This window comes from Holdemanella sp. MSK.7.32 (assembly GCF_024460475.1).
GTDB lineage: Bacteria > Bacillota_I > Bacilli_A > Erysipelotrichales > Erysipelotrichaceae > Holdemanella.
The window spans coordinates 1-24,046 of the sequence record NZ_JANFYN010000036.1 but is presented as its reverse complement, the minus strand read 5'-3'; the positions used below and the strand labels follow the sequence as shown (position 1 = coordinate 24,046).

The following is a 24,046-nucleotide window of genomic DNA, read 5'->3' as shown; positions in this document are numbered from 1 at the left end:
TTTTTTACAGGAGGAAAGCTTATGTATATATATCTACATATTGATGTTGCTATGTGCTTGTTTGCCATAGTAGAAATACTAAAAGTAACATTAATTATTATAGAAAAATGCAAAAAGCACTAATCACCACTAGCAATGGAAAAAGATTAGTGCTTCAGCATTAATTTGATTTCAGAGCAGCCACTGCTTTTCCAGTAGCTTTTCTCTGCTTGTATTATAGCTTTAAATAGGGGACTATGCAAATGAGGTAGTTCTTTTGATTAGGGTTTGTTAATTAAGGAAGAAATTACTTATAAAGGTCATTGGAATAAAAAGATTGGAGTACATATGAACAATGAAATAATTAAGTTTGTAAATGGTGATTTACAAATTAATGTAACGGTTTCGCCAAATGAAGAAACTGTATGGTTAAATCGAAATCAATTAGCATCCTTATTTGACAGAGATGTTAAAACAATCAGTAAGCACATCAATAATGCATTAAAAGAAGAACTTGATTCTTCAACTGTCGCAAAATTTGCGACAGTTCAAAAAGAAGGCTCTAGAAATATAAAAAGAGAGATTGATGATTTTGAATTAGAAGAATTCACAAAATAATGAGTGTTGTAATTTGTTTTCATTGTTTTCTTACTATCACTACAGTGATATAATTGGTTTGAAGGAGATAAATGTTAATGGATAATAAAATAATTTTGTACCATGGATCTGAAAAAATAATAGAGAATCCAATATTTGGTGCTGGTAAAAAGAATAATGATTTTGGGTTGGGATTTTATTGTACAGAAAGTAATGATTTGGCAAAAGAATGGGCAGTATCATCTTTAAATGATGGTTATTCTAATAAGTATACTTTAGATACAGAGTATTTGAAAATTTTGAATTTAAATAGTTCGGATTATACGATTTTAAATTGGATTGCGATATTGGTAGAGCATCGTCTTTTTTCAATTAAAACGCCTGTGGCTAGACGAGCAAAACAATATTTGATTGATTATTTTAGTATCAATGTGAACGCATATGACTTAATTATAGGCTATCGTGCGGATGATTCTTATTTTGATTATGCAGAAAGTTTCTTGAATAATACAATTTCAGTTGAGCAACTCGCACAAGCTATGAGATTGGGCAAATTAGGAGAACAGATTGTCATTAAGTCGCAGTTTGCGTTTTTAAATTTAAAGTTTGAAGGGTATGAGGTTGCTGATAAAAATCAATATTATGATTTACGTAAAGCAAGAAATGATGAAGCGAACCAATATTATTTGAAAATGCTTGATCAAGAAATGGATGGACTGTTTATTCAAGATATTATAAGAGGGGGCATTACAAATGATGATCCACGCATACCAAGAAATATATGTAAATAATGCACAAACAATGTTAGGAGATGCCTTTGATTATGCCATCAATACTTGTCATATTTCAGGTGATGATTTTGTGAAGATGTTTGTTGTAAGTTCATTTAGTAAACGTATTGAAAATGGGGAGCCTGCCTGTGTGGCGGGTAAAAGTGGCATCGAGCTTGTACATGAAATTGTGTTTGAGACCATGCAAAAAGAGTTGAATATTGAATCTGAAGTAAACTATAGTCGTTCATGTGAGTATTGGATTGGTTGGGCTGTTGCCTATTACCAATGGTATTCAGACAGAAGTTTTAAAGAGATATTTAATGTTTTAAGTTTTGAAGATTTGAAAAGAATGTATTATACACTTCATGAGGCGGATATTTCTAAGTTTGTAGATATTGTGGATTCTAAAATGAAAGAGTATTATGTGGAAACAAACTTAAAGCGTATTCGAACTACTTATGGTTATACTCAACAAGAATTATCGAATCTTTCTGGTGTAAGTCTTCGTTCAATTCAGTTGTATGAACAAAGAAATAAAGATATTAATAAGGCGAGTGTAGATAAGTTGTATTGTATTTCTAAAGTATTTGGTTGTAAGATAGAAGATTTGATTGAAAAATGAAATATAGGGGGTAGAATGAGATGATTCATTCTACTCTTTTCTTTTTGATTTGAAATAAAAACAACAAATTTACTGGAATTAATAATGTTTTCACATTGGACCTTTATAATTGGAATTGGCTACTGGATGTGGTTGGTGGTTGCCTCTTGTTAAGGAGTTTTGAAGCCTTGAATCTTGAATTCTAGGTAAGTAGATCCTTTTATTTTTTTACAGGAGGAAAGCTTATGTATATATATCTACATATTGATGTTGCTATGTGCTTGTTTGCCATAGTAGAAATACTAAAAGTAACATTAATTATTATAGAAAAATGCAAAAAGCACTAATCACCACTAGCAATGGAAAAAGATTAGTGCTTCAGCATTAACTTTATTTCAGAGCAGCCACTGCATTTCCAGTAGCTTTTCTCTGCTCGTATTATAGCTTTAAATAGGGGATTATGCAAACAGTATAGTGGTAGTTCTTTTGATTAGATTTTGTTAATTAAGGAAGAAATTAATTATAAAGGTCATTGGAATAAAAAAGATTGGAGTATATATGAACAATGAAATAATTAAGTTTAATAATGGAAATTTAGAATTAGACGTTACGGTAACTCCAGATAAAGATACTGTGTGGTTAACTGCAAATCAAATGGCATTATTGTTTGATCGTGATGAAAAAACAATTCGTAAGCATATTAATAACACGTTTAAAGATCATGAAGTTGAAAAAGAGAACAACACGCAAAAAATGCGTGTTGTTGGAGTTAAACAATCTGTTCCGTTTTATTCTTTAGATGTAATTATTTCCGTTGGCTATAGAGTAAAATCAAAACACGGCATTATCTTTCGTAAATGGGCAACTTCCATTTTAAAAGATTACATGATTAAAGGTTATGCAGTGAATCAAAAACGTTTAGATGTTTTAAATAAAACAATCGCGATTCAATCTAGAATGCTTGCTTCTGCTTTAAGCATTGAAGAAAAAGAAGTGTTGAATGTGATTGAAGCCTATTCGAATGCATTAACTCTTCTAGATGATTATGATCATGGAACTATCCCTAAACCGGATGGCATTGCTTCTGTTTATCAGTTAACCTATGAAGAATGTCGTGAAATGATTGATTCTATGAAGTATGGAAACTATTCAGATGTATTTGGTGTTGAAAAAGAACTGGGTAAATTAAATGGAATAATTGCAGCGGTATATCAAAATGTTTTTGGAACTGAATTGTATCCAAGCATTGAAGAAAAAGCTGCAAACTTACTTTACTTTTTAATTAAGGATCATCCGTTTGTGGATGGTTGCAAACGTATTGGTGCATCCATATTCTTAGAATTTCTAAATAAGAATAAACATCTGATTATCGATGGAAAACAGATTATTTCAGACAGTGCTTTAGTCGCAATTACATTAATGATTGCAGAGTCTAGACCAGAAGAAAAGGAAACGATGGTCAAACTTGTCATGAATTTTTTGAAATGTGAATTTTAAAAGACATTATTTCGTGTAAATTAGTATCTTTTGATATGGTGTTGTGATTTAAAAAGAGGGTTGTTCAATATTGACAACAAGTCTTAAATTCGGAAAACTATCATCAGTTAGACATTTCTGACAAGAGATGGAGGGGTTGGAAGTGCAGTGAGTGAAGTATTTGCACCTGAAGGAATCGTATGCAGACAATATATGTTAGGTATGCAAAATGTGTTTGGCAGAAGTGGTAATCCTAAGAATTTATTGGATACTATGAGTTGGATGCTAAGCATATCGCAGATAAAATTAAGAAAATTACAGAAAAGTGATATTTAATATAACAAGTCACCTGATAACCGGGTGACTTGTTTAATGTTTATAAAATTTTTTTTAGAAATGTATGCGACTTAATAATGTTTTCACATTGAAGTTTTATAATTGAAATTGGCTACTGTGTACAGTAGGGTGGTACCTCTGAAATTAAAAGTAATTTAGCTTGCGTTCTCGGCTCGATTCCGTTTATTGTAGGAGGTTGTCATATGTATATTTATCTTTATATTGACGTTGCCACGTGTTTAATGGCACTAGTAGAAATACTACGACTTACGTTAATGATTATAGAAAAATGCAAAAGACACTAGTCCGCCCAATCGCAAAGGAATTGACTAGTGCCTTAGCATTAGAATGATTTCAGAGCAACTACTGTATCCAGTAGTCTTTCTGCATCTGTATTATACCGATAAAGGAATGTTTATGCAAATTTGTTGATTGATAGTGTAACGGAATACACTATTATAGAAAAAGTAAAAGACATTCGTTCATCCAACTCGTAGCGGAATAAACTAGATAGAGGAGCACATGTGTAAACTGATTGTGTTGACAACAAGGTTTAAATTCAGTAGAATAATCATTGGTTAGTCATCTCTAACAAAGGGATGACTTCTTTTATGGAATATGAGTTAGACGAATCTAACTATGGAGGCATAATGAGAAAGATTCTATATATCATGATTGGATGTATATCATTAGGGTTAGGAATTATTGGTGTCATATTACCGATTCTTCCGACGATTCCTTTTGTGTTGCTTGCAGCTTTTTGTTTTGCAAGATCTAGTGAGAGATTGGATGGTTGGTTTAAGAATACGAAGTTGTATGAAGAGAATAATATTAAGAGTGGTATGACGAAACGAGCAAAGATTCGTATTATGTGTTCAGTAACTTTATTAATGAGTATTGGATTTATCATGATGGGATTGAAGGGCATTGTAGTTGGTAATATTGTTTTATTGATTGTTTGGATTTTTCATATGGTTTATTTTACATTTGGAGTAAAGACAGTATGAGAAGGGTTTTGAATTATTTATTAGCTATTAGCTTTGTTTTGACTATTATGGTTCCAATTACAGGAATCATAGTTCATAAATTAGCTTCTACATTATTCTTAGTATTGGCTTTGATTCATGTTTTTCTATATAGAAAGAGATTGGATTTGAAGTATATTCTTATTATTGTATTAACTATATTATCCTTTGTTTTAGGAATACTAGGATTGATTATGGTTGAACATCCAATAATATTAATTCTTCATAGAACAGTGTCGATTGTATTAATAATCTTATTAGCTATTCATATATATAAATTTCATAGAGGAATTGCCGTTGCATAATGTGACGGCTTTTATTATATTCAAAGTAATGGCAAATATGATGACGGATGAGTTTGAAAAAAGATAGGAATGAAGGAATAAGAACTCTGTCGTAAAAGATTGAATGATTTAGGATGGTATTATAATTCTAGGATGTTTTCGATTTGAATTGACAAATTTTTGGGGTAGGAGTATGTTCTGACTGAAGAGAAAATAAGTAAACTAAAACAAATGTATTGCAGTTGAGTTTGGAGATGATATTTTGTATTCAGAACAAGTATATTTAAATTGGATATTTCGTATCGTGTTGGCTACTTTATGTGGTTGTGCCATTGGATATGAAAGGACGAGTCGAAATAAATCGGCCGGCATTCGAACACATGCGATTATTGCACTAGGATCTTCAATGTTTATGATTATTTCTAAATATGCTTTTTTTGATGTGTCGACGGCGGATGGAGCTAGAGTGGCAGCACAAATTGTTAGTGGAATTGGATTTCTTGGTGCTGGCGTAATCTTTGTGAAAGATGATTTGATTCAAGGGCTTACCACAGCAGCTGGAATGTGGACTACTTCTGGCATAGCTGCGTGTATTGGTGCTGGATTGATTTTTATTGGCGTTTTTGCGACATTATTTCTAGTCGTTCTTCAAAAGATATTTCATTATCCTTTCTTCAATCAAATTGATCATCCTAATGTATTGATTCAGACTAATATTGTTTCTGACAAAGATGAAATATACAAAATATTTGAGAAGTATGGTATAGAGGTCAATGAAATAAAAATTGATAGGAATCTAGATTTAATGACTTTTGATACAAATAATAGGTGGATTGACCATAAAAATGAATTGTATCAGGATTTGATGTCAATTGATACAGTAACAAAAATATCTATTCTTTAATTAATAAAGGGACAATATTGTTCCCTTTTTCATTTATGTATCATTTTCGTGTAATAAACAAACTATAGGATGGAGATGTATTATTATGATGACAGATGAGGATTTTGATTTCTTAGAGAAGGTTTATAATAAACTTAGAAGTGCTAAGGTTACGGGTAGTAGTGTAAGACTAAACAGTGCAGAGATAAAGATTATATTAAAGAATCAAGAGGATATTATGGATATGTTGCGTGATATGTTTGATGATGAGGATAAGCCAGGTTTGTTGAATTAGAGGTATGGATCATGTTGAGTGATAAGGATTATGAATTGTTGGACGAAGTATTTCAAAAATTAAAACAGGCTGATAATACTTGTAGCGATATTGTACTAGATTCTGAAGAAGTAAGGGTCTTAGTGGATGAATTTGATGATTTCAATCATGAGTTGGTTGAAATTAAGAAGATTATTGATGAGTTTGAAAAAGAGATAGGCATGAAGGAATAATAAAGAGGTTGTAGCTATGTTGTTACAACCTCTGTTTAGTTTGTTTATTTAGATTCAAGTTTACTTTTTTCATTATATATTTTTTGAATTAAAAATAGAGAAAAAACAATTTGAATAGTTTGTGGTGCAGTTAAAGGATTGATTGTATCGAACTGCATTAGGTATGGAATTAAGACAACTTGATCTACTTTTTTTGCAAAGGGGTGCTTTGCTGTGCTGGTTACCAATATGATATATGGCCTATTTTCTTTAGGTAGTTCTTCGATTGTTGTAATAAAGTCTATGTGTGAGGGGTTGTTTGAAGAAAATAGAAATATAGTGTCTTGATTGTTCATAATATGCAACATTTCAGTTTCTTTTGAAGTGTGAATATGATAAAAATGTATACCGCCTAGCATTGAACGGAAAGCTAATAAGCTCGCTGCTGTATCACTAGCACCATAGCCAGATGTGTAACTGTTGCGTGAATTTAAAACACGTTTTGCCAAGTCCTCTAATAAACTATCATCTAATTTTTGACTTAACTGTATAATAATATCTGCTAAACTTTTTGCATAATCTGGGGTTGAATCAATTGTATGTTTTTTTGATGTTTGAGTTGCTAACATTAAATTCATTCTAAAATCAGAATAACCAGTAAATCCTAATTTTTGACAGAATCGACTAACAGCAGCTTGTGATACTCCGTATCGTTTTGAAATTTCTGTAGCAGTTGAAGCAGCAAAGGAAAATGGATCTTCCTCTAATAATTCACAAACTTCAAGTTCTTTTGATGTAAAATTTTTTTTCTTTGTCTCAATATTATTCCAAAAATTATCATTCATTATAGTATCTCCTTAAATGTATTTATATTCTATATTTATTATATATCAGAATGCGCTGAATAGTCCATTCAATAAAAAATAAAAAAATCATTCAAAAAATGTTGAATGATCTATTCAATTGTGATATAACATACGTGTAAGCAGAAACCGTTTACAAAATGACAATCGATTGTAATATTAAAACTCTGGAATGAGTTAACTACTAGGAGGAAAAATCAAATTATGAAAGCTTTAGGATTTATTGGTTTCCGTGTTGATGACCGTATGATTCATGGAATTGTAGCTACACAATGGGTTCCAAATTTAAAAGCAACACGTGCAATGGTTATTGATGATGAAGCGAGCACAAATGATATTATGCGTTCATCAATGAAGATGGCTACTCCAGCAGGAGTTGCATTATCTGTAATTGATCACACAAAAGCCGTGACAAATATTGGAAATAATAAATATGCTAATCAGAGAGTATTCTGTGTATTTAAAACAGTAGAAGCAGCTTATGAATTATTTAAGGCAGGAGTTGAAATTCCTCATTTGAATCTAGGGGATGTAACTCAAAATACTGGAGAAACAACTGTATTAGCAAAAACAGTTCGTGTAAATCCAAAAGAAAAAGAAATGCTTAAAGAGATGCGAGATGCAGGAGTAAAAATTACAGCTCAATTCACTCCATCTGATTCAGAAGCTGATGTTTCAAAACTATTGGATTAATAAAAAAGGGAAAGAAAGAGAGAAAAGAAAATATGTTTACACCGATTCAAGTAATTTTATTGTGTGTGTTAGTTGGTGTTTGGACTTGGCAAAAATATAATCTACAAATGTTCTATTATGCATCTGTAGTTACTATGGGAGTTTTGACAGGTTTGATTATGGGTGATGTGCAAACAGGTATGCTTGTTGGAGGTGCTATGTGCTTAATGAGTTTAGGCTTGTTTGGCGCTGGTGGATCTAGTGTTCCTGAATATCCAGTTGGATGTATAGCTGGTGCTGCATTTGCGATTGCAATGGGAATCACAGGTCAGGAAGCTGTTACAACAGCAATGACTATTGGTGTTCCAGTAGCTGCATTGGGAGCACAATTAGATGTTTTAGGTAAAACTAGTGGTTCATTCTTTATTAATAAAATGAGAGAATGCTCAGAAAAGAAAAACTGGAAATCAATGGGACGCTGGATGTGGGCAAGTCAAATTCCATTTATTGGATTATGGGTACTTCCAATTCTATTGTTTACAACAGTTGGATCTACTTATGTACAATCAGTAATCAATGCAATCCCTGCATGGTTAAATAGTGGATTAAATGTTGCTAGTGGAATGCTTCCTGCATTAGGATTTGCAATTTTATTAAGACAACTTCCTATGAAAAAATATGGATACTTTATCTTATTTGGATTTGTATTATCAGCATATTTGAATATGAGCGTATTAGCAATTGCTATGTTAGCTGTAGTTGCATGTGCATTTATTTTCCAAAGTAAAGAAGCACAAAGAAGTAATCCAGTTGCACAAGATGCAATAATGACTGCTGTAGATATGGAGGATGAATAAAATGGCAAATAGAGAACCAAAGGTATTAGATAATAAAGTACTAAGAAAAGTATTGTTACGCTATGTAATGTCTCGTCAAACATGCTTCAACTATGAAACAATGCAGTCTGGTCCATGGGTTTGGTCTATGCTTCCTGCAATGCAAGAATTATATTCTGATGATGAAATCGCAGAAAAAAATAAAGATTATTTCAAATTCTTCAACTGCCATCCTTGGTTTGGACAATTAATTTTGATGGCAACACTAGCTATTGAATCAACTCGTGAAGATGGAGCTACTTTGACAGCTTTAGATGTTCGTACATCTTTAATGGGGCCATTAGCTGGCTTAGGTGATGCAATTGTTTGGGTATTATTACCAACTGTATTAGGTGCAATTGCAGGTTATCAAGCACAACAAGGTAGCCTTGTTGGTATGTTTATTGCTATGGCGGCAAACATTGCATTGTGGTTTGTATTCTGGAAATTAGCAATTCCTGTTTATAGAACTGGTGTTTCTTTCATTACAGCTAAAGCGGATTCATTAAGAAATTTAACTGAAGTATGTTCTATTTTAGGAATTATAGTGTTAGGTGCAATGGTTGCTACAACTGTAAATGTAAAATTTGCTTTCTCATGGCAAGTAGGAGATTTGAAACAAAATTTAAATGATTTGTTAAATACAATTATTCCTTGCTTTGGTAATGTTGTAACAGTTGCTATCTTATATTGGGCTTTAGGATTGAAGAAAGTAAAATCAAGTTCATTAATTTGGATTGTAATCATTGTCGCAATTGTATTAGGAGCAATTGGATTCTTAGGTTAATAATCTACTAGGCACTGATTCGTTCGGTGCCTATATTTTTTAAATATGGGGGAATGTAATTATGAAAGTGAGTACATATAGAAGTGAAATTACACCTACTAAGGAGTTCTTACCTTGTTATTTAAGTGGGCATGCCATTCGTACAGAGTTATCAAATGGCATAATAAATCCATTATGGGCTACAGCTTTGGTATTGGATATAGATGGGACTAAATTAGTATGGGTAAGCGTTGAACTAATTGGATTAGATAAAGTTTATACAGATGGAATTCGTAATCAAATACAAGATAAATATGGGGTTGATATAAATTTAATTAATATTGATTTTGTTCATACACATTCGGCTCCAGAATATAGGAAAGTAAATTACTTTGGTGGTCCAGGAGAAGTTCCTGGCTATATGGATTTTGTGAAAAAGCAAATCTTAAAAGCGGTTGATACATGTTTTGAACAACACTTTATAGAAGTAGAAGCTTATTATGATACGGTAACTATTGATGGATGTTATTGCAATCGTAATGGTATGGAAAAACCATGTGATAAAACAGTGACAACTGTGGAATTTAAAAATGAAGAAAAAGTTGTTGCTGGATTATGTAATTTCACTTGTCATTCAACAGTATTAGGTCCCCAGAATTTAAAGGTTAGTTCAGATTTAGCTGGCTATGTAGCTAGAGCATGTGAAAAGCAATGGGGTGTTTATCCTGTTATTGCAATTGGTGCTGCTGGTGATATGAGCAATCGTCATTATCGCCAAGGAAATGATTTAAATGAATTAAATCGTGTTGGTAATGAAATGATGAGTCAGGTATTCTATGAAAACAGAACAGTAAAGAAATTGAATATTACAAAGCCTAAAGTTAATCTATATAGATTTCATGAAGTTTATCAACCAAAATTAGAAAATAAACAAAAACAATATGATGAAATCAAATCTAAAGTAGAAAACGCAAAAACATATGATGAAAAAAAGACATTTACGTCGGCTTTAGCAATGGCAAAAAAAGGTCTTGCCTGTAATCCATTTGATTTGGATTTGCAATGTGCATATGTTGATTTAGGTGATCTGCGTTATTTTGTAATACCAGCTGAATTATTTTCAAGATTTGGAATTTCAATTAAAAAAGCAATGAATTGTAAATGTCCGATTCTTTGGGGATATTGTAATTATACTGTTGGGTATCTGGGAAATATTGAAGATTATGGGGCCTCTTTTGAAACAGCTTCGAGCGATATTCCAAAAGGAACAACAGAAAGAATAACAGAAGAAATTATACAGTTTATTAAAGAAAGTAATTAGGAGGAAATTAGATGAAAATATTAGTAGTTAGTCATGGAGATATTGCAAAGGGATTTTGTGATACTGCAAAAAAATTCTTTGGAGCAAGTGAAATCTATAATGCAAACGTTGATTTAGAAACAGGTGTTAAGGGTTTAGTTGAGGATGTAGAAAAATATTTGGAAGATTGGAAGGATGAACAAGTAGTAATTTGTTCAGATTTAAAAGGAGGAAGTGCGAATCAAACAATCGCAAACTATATTTCACGTCCTAATACTTTTGTGATTTCCGGAACAAATCTTTCTTTAATTTTACAGCTAATGTTGGCGCAAGAGGTTACTACAGATTCTTTACATATGATGATTGAGGAATCAAAGAATGATATCGTTTTAGTTAATGACATTCTTGCTAACACTAGTTTAGATGAAGATGATGAATAAATTAAAAAATATCCAATTAATTGCTTTAGACATCGACGGAACTTCCATGAACTCAAATAGTGAAATCACAGACTATACACGAAATATAATTCAGCTTCTAGCCAATAAATATGTTGTTGTTCCAACTACAGGTCGTGGTTTTTATAAACTACGAGAAAACATATTGAAAGTGAAAAATATACGATATGTTATTTCTGCTAATGGAGCTGTTGTGACAGATGGTTTAAAAAATAAAAGATTATTTGAATTTTTAATTCCTTATAAAGTGGCAGCAAAAATTGCTGATAAATATACTCGTGAAGATACTTTTGTATACATTCATCGTAATGATGAATGTAGCACACATGTGTTTGGATGTTTAAATAAAGAGTTTTATGAGAATAATTTAAAAAGAGATTTTAAAACAGATTACAAAGATTTAGATATAGTTGATTTATATGATTATATATTAAAAGACCAAAGAAATGTTTTGAAAATAGGTATTCGTTTTAAAAGCCAATGTGATTTAGACATTGCAAAACAGAGTATAGAACGAAGTTTTCCAGAAGTAAATGTTTTTGAAGTTGGAAATATTGGATTGGAAATCACGGAAAAATTAGCAAGTAAAAAAGATTCTTTAGAAAAACTATGCACACATTTAAATGTTGACTCATCAAATGTATTAGCCATTGGAGATAATGGAAATGATGTAGAAATGTTGAAATGGGCTGGTGTAGGAGTAGCAATGAAAAATGCAGTTGTTCAAGCCAAAGAAGTTGCCAACATTATTTGTGAAGACAATGATCATGATGGTGCTGCTCATTTCTTAGAAGAGTATCTTTTATAGAAGGAGAGATTTATGAAAATTAGTCAGATGATTGAAAATATTAAAAAATATCATAAAGGATATGGAACGATTGATGAGGCAACTACAAGAGATCAAATTCTTTATGGGGATGCCAATCAAGAATGTACTGGTGTTGTAACGACTTGTTGGGCAAGTGTGGATGTAATTCGTTTTGCGATTGAAAAAGGAGCTAATTTTATTATTTGTCATGAAGCTTTGTTTTGGAATCATGGTGATCATACAGATTGGCTTGAAGAATCAAAAAATGAAGTGTATCTAGAAAAGAAGCAATTGTTGGATAATCATGGAATTGTTGTTTGGAGAAATCATGATTATATTCATTCTGGAATTCCATATAATGGATCTTATATCGATGGAATTTTCCTTGGCTTAGCTAAGAAAATGAATTGGGATAAGATGATCAAGAATACTGTAAATTCAATAGATGATACGCTTGAATGTTCTACTGCTTATGAATTTGATCATGCAATTGAAGCTACAGATTTGGCTAAGCAATTGGTTGATATTTGTAATTTGAATGGTATTAAATTAATTGGAAATGATCAAGCTAAAATTAAAAAGGCTGCTGTATTATTCCATGTATTTGGGGATGCTAAAGAACAAATTGTGAATACAGATAAGAGTGATATTGACTGTTTATTAACTATGGAATTGATTGATTTTACTTATGCAGAATATATTCGTGATAGTGGCTGCTTAGATAAGAATCGTGTTGCACTTGGTATGGGTCACTTTAACTTGGAAGAGCCAGGAATGGAATATATGTTAACGTATTTGGATGAAGCTGCTCAGTGTCATGTTCCTGCTTGGTTTAAACAGAGTGGTGACAACTATAAATATATTGTGAAGTAATATGAAATTTACTAATTTTAGAGATTTACATGATGTATATCCAAAAATAAGAGAAAAGAAATTATTTCGTTCAGAAGCTCCAACTGATTTTCAAAAGGAAGATTGGGATGAGTTATATGATCTTGGTGTTCGTACAATAATTGATTTTCGTTCGGACTCAGAAAGAGAAGAAGATAACTATGTATGTGATCCAAGATTTACGCGTCATAATTGGTGTTGTTTAATGCCAGAAACAGGAATCAATGATTTTTACTTTCCTAGACTTGTGACAAAACAATCTTCTGAGGAGGAAATAATTGGTTTATCTTCTTTTATTGTCAATGGATATAAAGTTATTCCTTTCTCAAATACGGCTTACCAAAACATGTTTTCATTAATGGAAACAACTGATGATGGCATTTTATTTCATTGTGGTGGAGGAAAAGATCGTACGGGTATATTTGCAGCGTTAGTTTTATCTTTATTTGGTTGTGACAAACAAACAATATTTGATGATTATTTAAAGAGTAATGAATCGGTTAAAAATCATTTAATGCCCAAATTACTACAGTCTGATTATCCACAACCAGTAAAAGATACTTTGGTGTATGTATGTTCGGTTCATACTGAATTATTGAAATCTTCATTTGAAGCCATATTACAAAAGTATGATTCATTAGAAGAATACTTTGATTCGGAATATAAATTGAATCGTGATTTATTGTTTAAGAAATATGTAAGTAATGATTGATAATTCATAGGCATTTTTAGGTTTTCTAGCCATAGCATTTTTGGTTAATATATTATTTATTATGTTAACTTGATTGATGTAAAAATATAATATAGGACGTCATAAGGGTACTTAAACAGAATATATAATCTAAAAAAACAGGAGGTTGAATATGGAAAATCTTAGATATATAAAATCAGATTTAAAAACAAAAATAATAAATCCTGAAAAAGAAAAACCAGCAAAATGGTCATTTTTAAAAGTGTTGCGTGAATATAGTACTTTAAAGCAGTTCTATCCAGAAATAAATCCATATACGGAGGTGTATAAATTCAGAGAAAATGTATATGGTATTTTTTATGATGGCATTCACTCTGCTGAAATGTGGTGTTATTTAATTGAAGGTCCAGAAAAAGCTTTGTTGATTGATACTGCTTATGGTTTGGGTGATTTAAAAGGTTTAATTCATAAATTAATCGGGGATAAAGAAGTCATTGTATGTAATACGCATTCTCATGTGGATCATGTTTCAGGTAATAGTCATTTTGATAAGGTGTATTGTCATTATGCGGATCAAAAAACGATTAAAGAACACCAAAAACCTGAAGATACATTGGATTGGATTTTAGATGAAAATGGGGAGCCTTGTTATACATGGTTTGATAAAAATGATTTGCCACCCTTTACGCCTTATGAAGTTATTGGGGTAGAAAATCATCATTTATTTGATTTAGGGAAAGGACATGTTGTTGAATTGATTCATTTACCTGGTCATACGACAGGACAATCTGGTTATTTAGATCACAAATCAGGATGTTTATTTATTGGTGATGTTACTAGTGCATTTGGTGATAGTGAAGAATATCCGCAATTTTCTACAATCAATTCATTAAGAGATGCAATTCAAGATTTTATGCCAAGAATTGAAGAAGTCTCAGGACTTTTCCCTGGTCATGGAACGGTTGATTTACATCCAAAAACACTTCAATATATTATGAATGCGGCAAATCGTATTATTGAACATCCGGATTGGTATGATTCAATTGTAGATTTTTATGGTACAGAAATGTATGCTCGTAATATTTATCAAATGGGTAGTGATTTAAAATATACTGCAGAAGCCGTGATTTCTGAGTAGGGTTTAATTATGAAGATTAAAGATGTAATTGAAATTTTAAAAGAAGAGGGTACTTGGGTACGTTGGAATCGTTGTACTAGAGATCGTGTTTTATTTGGTGATGATGATCAAGAAGTAAAGAAGATTGGTGTTTGTTGGGTGGCTACTAATAAAGTGATTGAACAGGCATTGGAAAAGGGAATTAACTTTATTGTTTCTCATGAGAATATTTTCTATACTACGGGTACGCATTTGGAAACTAAATTGGTTGAGTCTATTGAACATAAGAAAGACTTATTAAGTAAGGGTAATATTTGTGTATATCGTTGTCATGATGTTTGGGATTCTATTCCAAATTATGGTGTGAGTGATGTATGGGCTAAAAAGCTTAGTTTTGATTTTAGGGATAGAGTGATTAACTCATATTATCAATCTGCAAATATTCCTAAACAAACTGTTTCAGAATTAGCAACGCATGTGGCTAATGTATTAAAAGAAGATGGTGAAGAGGGAGTTTATGTTTTTGGGAATGTAAATAAAGAAGTATCTCATTTAGCTATTGGTACTGGTGCTGGAACGGATATCTTTGAAATGTTAGAGTTCAATCCAGACGTAGTTATTGTGGCGGATGATGGAATCACAAACTACAAAGATGCTCAATATGCGATTGATCATGATTTGCCTATGATTGTAGTAAATCATGCTGGTTGTGAAATTGGTGGTTTAAAAAACATGGTAAATTATTTTAATGATAAACTTCCGAATCTTGATGTAGAGTATTTGGAAGAGGGGTATAAAATTTCATATTTTAAATAAGGACAAAACTAGGCAATTTGCCTAGTTTTTTAAGGGAAGGAAGATGATTTTGAATAATAAAACAAAGCGCATTATTGTGTACATTGTTGGATTGTTTATTTTAGCTTTAGGATTAACACTAAACACAAAGGCGAGTCTTGGGGTATCTCCCATAATTTCAGTGCCATATAGTATATCGCAGATAACAGGATTGAATTTTGGCGATTTAACATTTATTGAATATGCATTGTTCGTATTTGTGGAAATTATGATTCATTTAAGTAAGAAGAACAAAAAGAAAATAGTAGCTGATCTACTTCAGTTGCCATTAAGTTTAGTGTTTACAAGGCTTCTAAATATTTTTTCAGCTTGTATTCCTACATCAAGTAATTTTTTAGTTCAACTGTTAATTTTAGTTTTAGCCATTATATGTACAGGAATTGGTGCTGCCATGTCATTAAGTATGCAGCTTGTCCCAAATCCAGGAGATGGAATTGTGCAAGCGTTGGCGGGAAAGTTTAATAAAAGTGTGGGTCTTACAAAAAACATGTTTGATTGTTTAAGTGTTTGTATCACTTTATGTATCAGTTTTATATTTGCACATACAATACTAGGAATAGGAATTGGCACAGTAATTGCAGTGTTAGGAGTAGGTAGGGTAATTGCCTTATTCCATCATATGTTTGAATCACAAATCATTGAATTGGTTCAAGAAGAAAAGGAGTTATAGCAAAATAATCTTATATCGTTATAACTCCTTATTATGTTTTACTGTTTAAAAATAAAGGAACTTTACGAAGTAAGTGATAATATCATATATATAGAATTAATTATTTTTAAAATATGTGTGAAAAGAGTGTCAAAAGAATAAAAAAAGTGACAAAAAAGTACTGAAAGCGGTTAATTTTTTGAAAAATTAAGTTTTTTAGATATTATTTTACTATTATAGATTTGCATAAGTTACCTAGGAATTCTTATGAGGAGGAATTAAGTCGTATGTATACTAAAACAAAACAGATGATATTCGATTATCTGGTGGAGGAAACCGGAAACCTTCAGGAACGTAATTTAAATGTTTATACAGCGAATTATATTTGTGAGAAATTTATTATAAGTCGTAGTTTAGCGTCTCACTATTTAAATGAATTGTTTAAAGAAAAAGAGCTTATTAAGGTAAATGAGAGACCAGTATTGTATTTTCATAGAAAAACAATTCAAAAGAATACGAAAAACACAAAACTTCGTGACGAGTATGATTCGATAGATGATATTTATAAAATGTTACATACGGGTGTTTCTACTTTTACTAACGTGATAGGAAGTGATTACAGTCTACGTAATAGTTTAGTAAATATTAAAAAAGCATTGCATTACCCAGATAATGGTTTACCTATAGTTTTAATCGGTAAATCGGGATCTGGTAGAAAGTTTATAAGTCAATGTGTGTATACGTATTGTAAAAGTCAGTCATTATTAGAGACGAATAGTTCGTATTCACTTATTCAATGTGGAATAAAAAATGATGACATGATTTTTCAAGAATTGTTTAGTGAATCCGGGATATTGAATGATGATAAAACAGGTTTTGTTGTTTTTGAAGATATACAGAATACATCGTTTGAAATTCAGAATAAACTAGTTGAGTACATGGATATTAAGCCAAAAATTCGTTGGATGTTTTTAAATCAAAATTGGGATGAAAAGCAGTTGAGTCCATCACTAAGATCTCGCCTTTTGTCAATGATTTCTATACCGTCTTTAAAAGAGAGAACAATTCATGAAAAAGAGTTGTTTATAATTCATTTTGTGGAAGAACAGGCAAAGAAAGTTAAAGAACCAATTTGGATTACGGATTATTATATGGAAGTGATGATAGCAAAAGAATTTGATAATAGCATAGAAAATTTACGAAATATTGTAATCAAGTCTTTTGCAACATCATACGAAAAGAAGAAAGACAAGATTGTATTGGATTTATCATGCATTCCAACGGAATTAAAAACAAATGTTTATTTTTATGATAAAGAAAAGAGTTGTGAATTGAAAGATTATAATTCAATTTATCATAAAATAACTATAGATTTGTTTTGAAAGTGTTCTTCAAAATGCACAAGAGTATTATCTTCATTCTGGAGATAGTCGTAGTTTATATTCGTCTGTTGAAAAGTTTAATGATTACATTATGTTTAAACTTCCAAAGTTTGAAAATACAATTAATCAATACTCAGCGATGATAAAAAATGTGGCTGAGATGACATTATCTAGATATAGAGTTTCGTTGTCATCAAATGCTCAACAGTTGTTAACATATTCTCTGTATTGTCAGTCAATTGAATCGAAGATATTTAATGAGTTTTTAAAAGAGAATCAAGATTATATTGAACAAATATTAGAAATGTTGCGAAGAGCTGAAGAATTAGCATATTCAATCGTAGATGAAGCAGGATTATTATTGGAGAAAACATACTCAGTTGATTTTAATGCTTTGGTAAAGATGATTTCTATATTGAATTTAAAATATGACAATTTAAATGTTCAAAATGAATACTCAACCGGAATATTGATTTGTCATGGATATTCGACAGCAAGTAGTATTGCTAGCGCTGCGAATACCTTGTTAGGAGAACAAGTCTTTACTGCATTTGATATGCCATTGGATGTTCAAATCGATGAGATTGTTTATAAAATACAATCTTATTTAGACGAAAAACGATATTTAGATGACTTGATTGTACTAGTAGATATGGGGTCATTAGAACAGATTGGTAATCGTATAAAAAAATTCAATGATGTAAATATTGGAATTTTGAACAACACAACAACAGCAATGGCTCTAGAAGTGGGGCAGTGTATATTACAAAAGATGGATACAGAAGAAATTCTGTCAAAAGTAAGTCAAGAAATTGTATGTCATTATGATTATTTTCCTAAAAAGGCTAAAGAAAAAGCAATTGTATTCACAAGTGAAAGTGGTATGAGTATAGCAGAAAAAATAAAGAAATTGTTTACAGATAGTATTCCAAAAACAATTCCAATTCAACTGTTATCGTATGATTACTACCATATTTTACAAGAGGATATACAAGAAGATTTGATTAACAATTATGATGTGTTATTTGTAGCTGGAACAATGGATCCTAAACTTGATGGTGTTCAATTTATAAGCTTAAGTGAAATCATTGATTTAAGTTCAATTAACAAGATTGAAGATATATTTGGCTTATATATGAGCGAAGAAGAGATAAAACGTTTTACGGATGACTTAATTAAAAATTTCTCTTTAACGAATGTTATAGAGTCAGTAACAATTCTGAATCCAAAACCTTTATTAAATATTGTTGAAAAATCAATACATAAATTGGAGAGAGAACAACAACGTTTGATTCGTCCAAGAATTTTGATTGGTTTATATGTTCATGTTTGCTGTTTTGTTGAAAGAATGGTGAAGCATGAACCAATTAAGAGTTATCCAAATTTAATTGAGTTCGAAAAAGAACAAAGTGATTTCATTGAAAATGTTTTAAATTCATTTGATGAATTGCAGAGTCACTACAGTATTGAGATACCTACAAGTGAAATTGGATATATATATGATTATATAAATATGTTGAATGTTGAAGATAAAAATACATATGTTGATGAATAAAAGGAGATTAAAAAAATGTCAGTAGTATTAGCAAGAATTGATAATAGATTATTACATGGAGTTGTAGCCACTCAATGGTCACCTGAAACAGGATGTAATCGATTGATGGTAATTGATGATGATGTGGCTAATGATCCACAAAAAAAGGAAATGATGAAATTCGGTAGACCAAGTGGAGTCAATTTGTCAATCATTAATGAAGAAACAGCGTTAAAGAATTTTGAAAATCATAAATATGATGGACAAAAAGTGTTTATTGTAACTAAAAGTCCCTCTACTCTTTTAAAAGTATTCAACTTTGAAACTATTTCAAAGGTAAATATTGGAGGAACTGTAAAAATTGAAAATGGTATTGAGTTATCGAGTCGTGCCATGGCCTCAGAAAAAGATTTAGAGGATTACAAAAAGTTAAAAGACTTAGGTGCAACTGTACAGATTCAGTATGTTCCTAGTGATAAGATTACACCTATTGAAAAATTTTTAGGATAAATTAACGAAAAAGGAGATTAATATGAATGTACTTCAGATTATTTTGATCACTCTAATTGCAACGTTGAAAAAGATTGATCAAAAAGGACCACAGATTTTTCTTTATAATACTGTATTTTGGGGAGTGTTAGCTGGCTTAGTTATGGGTGATGTTACAACAGGTTTAACAATTGGTGCAACATTCCAGTTGATGTCATTAGGAGTTGCTGCTATCGGTGGTACATCAGTACCTGATTATCAGATTGGTGCAATTATTGCGATTGCAATTGCTGTTAGTACAGGAAAAGGTGTAGAAGCAGGTATTGCTGTTGGATTACCAGTTGCTATGTTAGCTGTTCAATTAGATGTGTTGGGTAACATTATTCATGGTGTATTTATTCGTAAAGCACAACAATATGCTAAAGAACAAAAATGGAGCTCGTTTAATTTAATGTATATTTTGTGTATTGTTGTTACAGGTTTAACAACTGGATTACCTACATTCTTAGCTGTTGCATTTGGAGATGTACTAGTTACAACAATTATTAATGCTATGCCAGTTTGGTTCACAAGCGGTTTATCATTAGCAGGAAAAATCTTACCAGTTGTTGGTTTTGCAGTATTGTTACGTTACATGCCTGTTAAACAAAATATTGAATATTTATTAATTGGATTTGTATTCTCTGCGTATTTAAATGTTCCAGTATTAGGTGTTGCAATTGTTGGTGCAGCATTAGCATTTAAATTATATAAAGATGAAAATAAATCATTAGTTTTAGGAGCTGCTGGTGCAGTTGGACAGGGGGAACAATACGATGACGAATAATCAAAATAAAGGTGTTTTAACAAATAAAGATTTGAATCGTGTAGGTAGAAGATGGTTCATGTCAGTTGAAACATTCAACTACGAAACTCAACTTGCTGGATCTGCAGCCTTTGCAATGTTACCAGCACTAAGAAAAATTTATAAAGATAATGAGGAATTCTTAGAGGCATTAGATAACCATTTTAAATATTTCAACTGTCAACCATGGTTGTCAAACTTGATTTGGGGTGCAACATTAGCGTTGGAAGATAACGAGGGTTTGAATGCAAAAGATACAGTTCAGGATTTAAAAGTTAGTTTAATGGGTCCTTTGTCAGGTATTGGAGATAGTATCTTCTTTATATTAATTCCAACTATTTTAGGCTCGATTTCAGCTTACATGGCACAAGAAGGTAGTCCTATAGGTATGTTAGCATGGTGTGTTTATGGTATTGCTATTGCATTTGTACGTATTAAAGCCGTTACTTGGGGTTATCAAGGTGGATTAAAAATTGTTAATGAATTTGGTAAACAATTGTCTGTATTTACAAATGCAATTTCTGTTATGGGATTAACAGTTGTAGGTGCTTTGATTCCATCATTGGTTAAGGTAACAACACCATTAAAATTTACAATGGGAGAAGTATCTCAGGAATTGCAAACAATTTTAGATACGATTATGCCTGCATTGATTCCAGCATTATTTACTTTCGTTGCATATAAATTATTAGGTAAGAAAGTGAAATTAACTTGGTTAATTTTGATTGTTATTGTATTCTCTTGGATTTGTGCCGCATTTGGAATTTTAGCATAATGAAAGTTTCAACAGTGTCAATTGATATTACTCCACACAACGAAGTTAAGTTGTGTGGATATATCAATGATGTAAGAAATACGCAAAGAACAAGCGTAGCGCACGCACCAATTTACGCTATTGCGTTATATATGGAAATACAAGATAAAAAACTATTGTTTATTTCCATGGATGTATTAAGTGTAACAAAAGAGCGCCTAAGAGATTTAAAAGAGCGTATCCAAAATCAATATGATATAGACTATGATTCAATCTATGTAAATGCAATTCATACTCACTCTGGACCTAGTGGATTTAGTGTAGATGCAATGGGTAAAGAATATGAAAATAATGAAGAGTTTAGAAATAGTGTAGTAGATAGAATTGTATTTGGTTTGAAAGATTTATTTGGGAATGTACAAGAAGTTAGAAGCGTTATAGGAAAAGTGAATGTAAAAGGGTTCTATGATAATCGAAACGATGCAAATCTATATTTTGATGATGAAGCATATACATTACAATTTCTAAATGATCAAAATCAGCTTGTTGCATCATTTGTGAATTTAAATGTTCATTCTACTGTTCTAGGTCCATTTAATATGGAAATATCTTATGATTTAATTGGAACGATTAGGGAAAATCTATATAAGGAATATGGCACAAGACCTTATGTATGTATTGGAACAAGCGCAGATATTAGTAATAGACATTTTAGACAAGGTGACGATTTTGATGAATTAAACCGTGTTTCTAAGGGTATTGCTGATATTTTAATTAAGAATAAACAATATGATGAAATCATATTGGATAGGGTTGATGTAAAAACATTTAAATATCATTTAGAATATGATAATAAAGTGAATTATGATTATTATCGTGAGGAATTAAATCGTATTCAGAATGAATTGGATGGAACGGATGATAAAACTAAAGTGAAATTATTGACTTCATCAAAAGATAAATACGAAAGTAAATTGAAAATTGATATAGTTAGTAAAGATATTGAATGTAAGGTTATTGATTTTCCAACATTAGAAATTATTACATTTCCTGGGGAATTAACGTCTACATTTGGTAAACAGCTGAAGTCTAAATCAAAGAAACCATATACAATAATCATTACATGTTGTAATGATCATCATGGGTATTTTATTGAAAAAGAACAATTTGGCAAATGTTATGAATCAACTGCGACATTGATTCCTAAAGGCCAAACAGAACAAATTATTGAAGAATTGGGGAATTTTATATGCGAAGATTAGTATTAGCATCACATGAAAAAATGGCATTTGGTACAAAGTGTACACTTGATTTTATAACTAACAATAGTTATGAAATATTTGAGATTAGTGCATATACTGATAATGAAGATTTGGGTAAAAAAATTCAAAATTTATTAAGTACTTTTTCAGAAGAAGATGAAGTTGTTATTTTAACAGATATGCTTTCAGGTAGTGTGAATCAGCAATTTATTCCATACAGAAATGATCATGTATTTTTAATTGCAGGATTTAATTTACCATTGGCCTTAGAAATTTTGTTATTACCACAAGAAACAAAATTATCAAATGAAAAATTGACAGAAATCATCGAAAGTTCTAAAACACAAATTCAATTGGTATGTAACAGCAATGATTTAGATGAAGATGAATAGATGAATTTATCACTTTTATTATTAAACCAGTTAATAATAATGCTTTGCTTTTTGCTGGTTGGTTATGTGCTTGCAAAGAAAAAGCTTATTACGATGGATGGATGTAAGGAATTAGTAAACTTATTATTATTGGTGGTAATTCCGTTTGTGATATTAAACTCATTCTTAGTTGAAAAAACAAATGAAAAAACCATTGGATTACTATGTGCAATGTTATTGAGTTTAATATCTTTTATTTTATCTATGGGGTTTTCATACATGTTTTATGGAACAAAACATAGAATAGAAAATTTTTCAGCTGCATTTAGTAATGCTGGCTTTATTGGAATTCCACTTGTTCAAGCTACTCTGGGTAGTGAAATGGTTTTTTATATAGCATGTTATGTTGCGTTTTTAAATATATTTCAATGGATTTATGGTGCATATATTATGAGTGGAGATAAAAAAATATATCAATTCATAATATTTTGACAAATGCAGTTCTAATATCGTTCTGTTTAAGCTTTTTACTATATATGCTTGAATTGAATAATATTCCATATTTAAAGAACGTAGCTCAGTCTATTGCTGCTATGAATTCACCATTAGCAATGATTATCATCGGAGTATATTTAACAGAAGTATCTATTAAAAATATTTTTTGTAAAAGAAAAACATATATATGTAGTATAATACGTTTGGTGATTATTCCACTTATCAGTTTGTTGATTTTTAAATTAGTTCCTATTGGAACTACATCTATTAAGTTAGCTTTATTGATAGTATTATCAGCACCTGTAGGATCTAATGTTGCGATGTTTGCACAAAAGTTCAAACAAAGTTATACATATGCTGTTGAAATAGTGATGTTATCAACGATTTTGTCAATCGTTATAATGCCATTGTTTATATTAGTCGCACAAACAATTCTTTGAAAAGCCTGCATTTATAGTAGGCTTTGTTTTCTATTAAGGAGATCATTATGATTTATACAATTACTTTTAACCCCTCTTTAGACTACGTTA

31 protein-coding genes are annotated in these 24,046 nt (G+C 31.0%); 30 read left to right on the top strand and 1 reads right to left on the bottom strand.

Annotated features, from left to right (window positions below):
* Positions 1 to 327: 327 nt before the first annotated feature.
* The 10 genes from NE544_RS08855 (at position 328) to NE544_RS08810 (ending at position 6,461) form a co-directional block, all read left to right on the top strand.
* A complete protein-coding gene (locus NE544_RS08855; RefSeq protein ID WP_256269085.1) occupies positions 328 to 597 on the top strand; it encodes a hypothetical protein in 270 nt (89 codons plus the stop codon).
* Between the two features lie 77 nt (positions 598 to 674).
* Positions 675 to 1,367: a DUF3990 domain-containing protein gene (locus NE544_RS08850; protein WP_118115447.1), complete on the top strand. Its 693-nt coding sequence runs from the start codon at positions 675 to 677 to the stop codon at positions 1,365 to 1,367.
* Positions 1,330 to 1,971 carry a helix-turn-helix domain-containing protein gene (locus NE544_RS08845; RefSeq protein WP_256269084.1) on the top strand — a complete coding sequence of 214 codons (642 nt, stop codon included), beginning with the start codon at positions 1,330 to 1,332 and terminating at the stop codon, positions 1,969 to 1,971. Before NE544_RS08850 ends, NE544_RS08845 begins: the two co-directional genes overlap by 38 nt.
* 537 nt (positions 1,972 to 2,508) lie before the next feature.
* The gene (gene rhuM, locus NE544_RS08840) at positions 2,509 to 3,447 is read left to right on the top strand and encodes a RhuM family protein (protein ID WP_256269083.1); all 939 of its coding nucleotides are present in this window, start codon (positions 2,509 to 2,511) and stop codon (positions 3,445 to 3,447) included.
* 147 nt (positions 3,448 to 3,594) lie between these two features.
* Complete coding sequence (locus tag NE544_RS08835; RefSeq protein WP_256269082.1) at positions 3,595 to 3,762, top strand: hypothetical protein; 168 nt, start codon at positions 3,595 to 3,597, stop codon at positions 3,760 to 3,762.
* Positions 3,763 to 4,412: 650 nt separating this feature from the next.
* Complete coding sequence (locus tag NE544_RS08830) at positions 4,413 to 4,769, top strand: YbaN family protein (RefSeq protein WP_256269081.1); 357 nt, start codon at positions 4,413 to 4,415, stop codon at positions 4,767 to 4,769.
* Entirely contained in the window at positions 4,766 to 5,092 is a 327-nt protein-coding gene (locus NE544_RS08825; RefSeq protein ID WP_256269080.1) for a hypothetical protein, read from the top strand. Before NE544_RS08830 ends, NE544_RS08825 begins: the two co-directional genes overlap by 4 nt.
* A 241-nt stretch (positions 5,093 to 5,333) precedes the next feature.
* Positions 5,334 to 5,975, top strand: a complete 642-nt coding sequence (locus tag NE544_RS08820) for an MgtC/SapB family protein (RefSeq protein ID WP_256269079.1) — start codon at positions 5,334 to 5,336, stop codon at positions 5,973 to 5,975.
* 85 nt (positions 5,976 to 6,060) lie between these two features.
* Complete coding sequence (locus tag NE544_RS08815) at positions 6,061 to 6,249, top strand: hypothetical protein (RefSeq protein WP_227993776.1); 189 nt, start codon at positions 6,061 to 6,063, stop codon at positions 6,247 to 6,249.
* Positions 6,250 to 6,260: 11 nt separating this feature from the next.
* Complete coding sequence (locus NE544_RS08810) at positions 6,261 to 6,461, top strand: hypothetical protein (protein ID WP_256269078.1); 201 nt, start codon at positions 6,261 to 6,263, stop codon at positions 6,459 to 6,461.
* Positions 6,462 to 6,505: 44 nt separating this feature from the next.
* Here NE544_RS08810 and NE544_RS08805 read toward each other — a convergent pair whose 3' ends face one another.
* On the bottom strand, positions 6,506 to 7,285 hold the full coding sequence (locus NE544_RS08805) for a MurR/RpiR family transcriptional regulator (RefSeq protein ID WP_227993772.1): 780 nt from the start codon (positions 7,283 to 7,285) through the stop codon (positions 6,506 to 6,508).
* Between the two features lie 222 nt (positions 7,286 to 7,507).
* On the opposite strand from NE544_RS08805, the gene NE544_RS08800 reads away from it, so the two are divergent.
* The 20 genes from NE544_RS08800 (at position 7,508) to NE544_RS08705 (ending at position 23,956) form a co-directional block, all read left to right on the top strand.
* Positions 7,508 to 7,996 (top strand): PTS sugar transporter subunit IIB, encoded by a 489-nt coding sequence (locus NE544_RS08800; protein WP_118115655.1) that lies wholly within the window; start codon positions 7,508 to 7,510, stop codon positions 7,994 to 7,996.
* Between the two features lie 32 nt (positions 7,997 to 8,028).
* Positions 8,029 to 8,832 (top strand): PTS sugar transporter subunit IIC, encoded by an 804-nt coding sequence (locus NE544_RS08795; protein WP_256269077.1) that lies wholly within the window; start codon positions 8,029 to 8,031, stop codon positions 8,830 to 8,832.
* A 1-nt stretch (position 8,833) separates the two neighbouring features.
* Positions 8,834 to 9,637, top strand: a complete 804-nt coding sequence (locus tag NE544_RS08790) for a PTS system mannose/fructose/sorbose family transporter subunit IID (RefSeq protein WP_256269076.1) — start codon at positions 8,834 to 8,836, stop codon at positions 9,635 to 9,637.
* Between the two features lie 61 nt (positions 9,638 to 9,698).
* Positions 9,699 to 10,937 carry a hypothetical protein gene (locus NE544_RS08785; protein WP_256269075.1) on the top strand — a complete coding sequence of 413 codons (1,239 nt, stop codon included), beginning with the start codon at positions 9,699 to 9,701 and terminating at the stop codon, positions 10,935 to 10,937.
* An 11-nt stretch (positions 10,938 to 10,948) separates the two neighbouring features.
* Positions 10,949 to 11,356: a PTS sugar transporter subunit IIA gene (locus NE544_RS08780; RefSeq protein WP_256269074.1), complete on the top strand. Its 408-nt coding sequence runs from the start codon at positions 10,949 to 10,951 to the stop codon at positions 11,354 to 11,356.
* A complete protein-coding gene (locus tag NE544_RS08775) occupies positions 11,349 to 12,182 on the top strand; it encodes a Cof-type HAD-IIB family hydrolase (RefSeq protein ID WP_256269073.1) in 834 nt (277 codons plus the stop codon). Before NE544_RS08780 ends, NE544_RS08775 begins: the two co-directional genes overlap by 8 nt.
* A gap of 12 nt (positions 12,183 to 12,194) precedes the next feature.
* The gene (locus tag NE544_RS08770) at positions 12,195 to 13,055 is read left to right on the top strand and encodes a Nif3-like dinuclear metal center hexameric protein (protein WP_256269072.1); all 861 of its coding nucleotides are present in this window, start codon (positions 12,195 to 12,197) and stop codon (positions 13,053 to 13,055) included.
* A gap of 1 nt (position 13,056) precedes the next feature.
* Positions 13,057 to 13,785 carry a tyrosine-protein phosphatase gene (locus NE544_RS08765; protein WP_256269071.1) on the top strand — a complete coding sequence of 243 codons (729 nt, stop codon included), beginning with the start codon at positions 13,057 to 13,059 and terminating at the stop codon, positions 13,783 to 13,785.
* 151 nt (positions 13,786 to 13,936) lie between these two features.
* Positions 13,937 to 14,902, top strand: a complete 966-nt coding sequence (locus NE544_RS08760) for an MBL fold metallo-hydrolase (RefSeq protein WP_256269070.1) — start codon at positions 13,937 to 13,939, stop codon at positions 14,900 to 14,902.
* 9 nt (positions 14,903 to 14,911) lie between these two features.
* On the top strand, positions 14,912 to 15,697 hold the full coding sequence (locus NE544_RS08755; protein ID WP_256269069.1) for a Nif3-like dinuclear metal center hexameric protein: 786 nt from the start codon (positions 14,912 to 14,914) through the stop codon (positions 15,695 to 15,697).
* A 49-nt stretch (positions 15,698 to 15,746) separates the two neighbouring features.
* Positions 15,747 to 16,406, top strand: a complete 660-nt coding sequence (locus NE544_RS08750) for a YitT family protein (protein WP_256269068.1) — start codon at positions 15,747 to 15,749, stop codon at positions 16,404 to 16,406.
* A 266-nt stretch (positions 16,407 to 16,672) separates the two neighbouring features.
* Positions 16,673 to 17,767: a sigma 54-interacting transcriptional regulator gene (locus NE544_RS08745; protein ID WP_256269067.1), complete on the top strand. Its 1,095-nt coding sequence runs from the start codon at positions 16,673 to 16,675 to the stop codon at positions 17,765 to 17,767.
* Between the two features lie 160 nt (positions 17,768 to 17,927).
* The gene (locus tag NE544_RS08740) at positions 17,928 to 19,322 is read left to right on the top strand and encodes a PRD domain-containing protein (protein ID WP_256269066.1); all 1,395 of its coding nucleotides are present in this window, start codon (positions 17,928 to 17,930) and stop codon (positions 19,320 to 19,322) included.
* Positions 19,323 to 19,337: 15 nt separating this feature from the next.
* The gene (locus NE544_RS08735; protein ID WP_256269065.1) at positions 19,338 to 19,811 is read left to right on the top strand and encodes a PTS sugar transporter subunit IIB; all 474 of its coding nucleotides are present in this window, start codon (positions 19,338 to 19,340) and stop codon (positions 19,809 to 19,811) included.
* A gap of 22 nt (positions 19,812 to 19,833) precedes the next feature.
* Positions 19,834 to 20,616, top strand: a complete 783-nt coding sequence (locus tag NE544_RS08730) for a PTS sugar transporter subunit IIC (protein WP_256269064.1) — start codon at positions 19,834 to 19,836, stop codon at positions 20,614 to 20,616.
* The gene (locus NE544_RS08725) at positions 20,606 to 21,409 is read left to right on the top strand and encodes a PTS system mannose/fructose/sorbose family transporter subunit IID (protein ID WP_256269063.1); all 804 of its coding nucleotides are present in this window, start codon (positions 20,606 to 20,608) and stop codon (positions 21,407 to 21,409) included. Before NE544_RS08730 ends, NE544_RS08725 begins: the two co-directional genes overlap by 11 nt.
* A complete protein-coding gene (locus NE544_RS08720) occupies positions 21,409 to 22,650 on the top strand; it encodes a neutral/alkaline non-lysosomal ceramidase N-terminal domain-containing protein (protein ID WP_256269062.1) in 1,242 nt (413 codons plus the stop codon). The genes NE544_RS08725 and NE544_RS08720 overlap by 1 nt, the downstream gene beginning before the upstream one ends.
* Positions 22,638 to 23,042, top strand: a complete 405-nt coding sequence (locus NE544_RS08715; protein WP_256269061.1) for a PTS sugar transporter subunit IIA — start codon at positions 22,638 to 22,640, stop codon at positions 23,040 to 23,042. Before NE544_RS08720 ends, NE544_RS08715 begins: the two co-directional genes overlap by 13 nt.
* Entirely contained in the window at positions 23,043 to 23,513 is a 471-nt protein-coding gene (locus NE544_RS08710) for an AEC family transporter (RefSeq protein ID WP_256269060.1), read from the top strand.
* 44 nt (positions 23,514 to 23,557) lie between these two features.
* A complete protein-coding gene (locus NE544_RS08705) occupies positions 23,558 to 23,956 on the top strand; it encodes an AEC family transporter (protein ID WP_256269059.1) in 399 nt (132 codons plus the stop codon).
* Positions 23,957 to 24,046 lie beyond the last annotated feature (90 nt).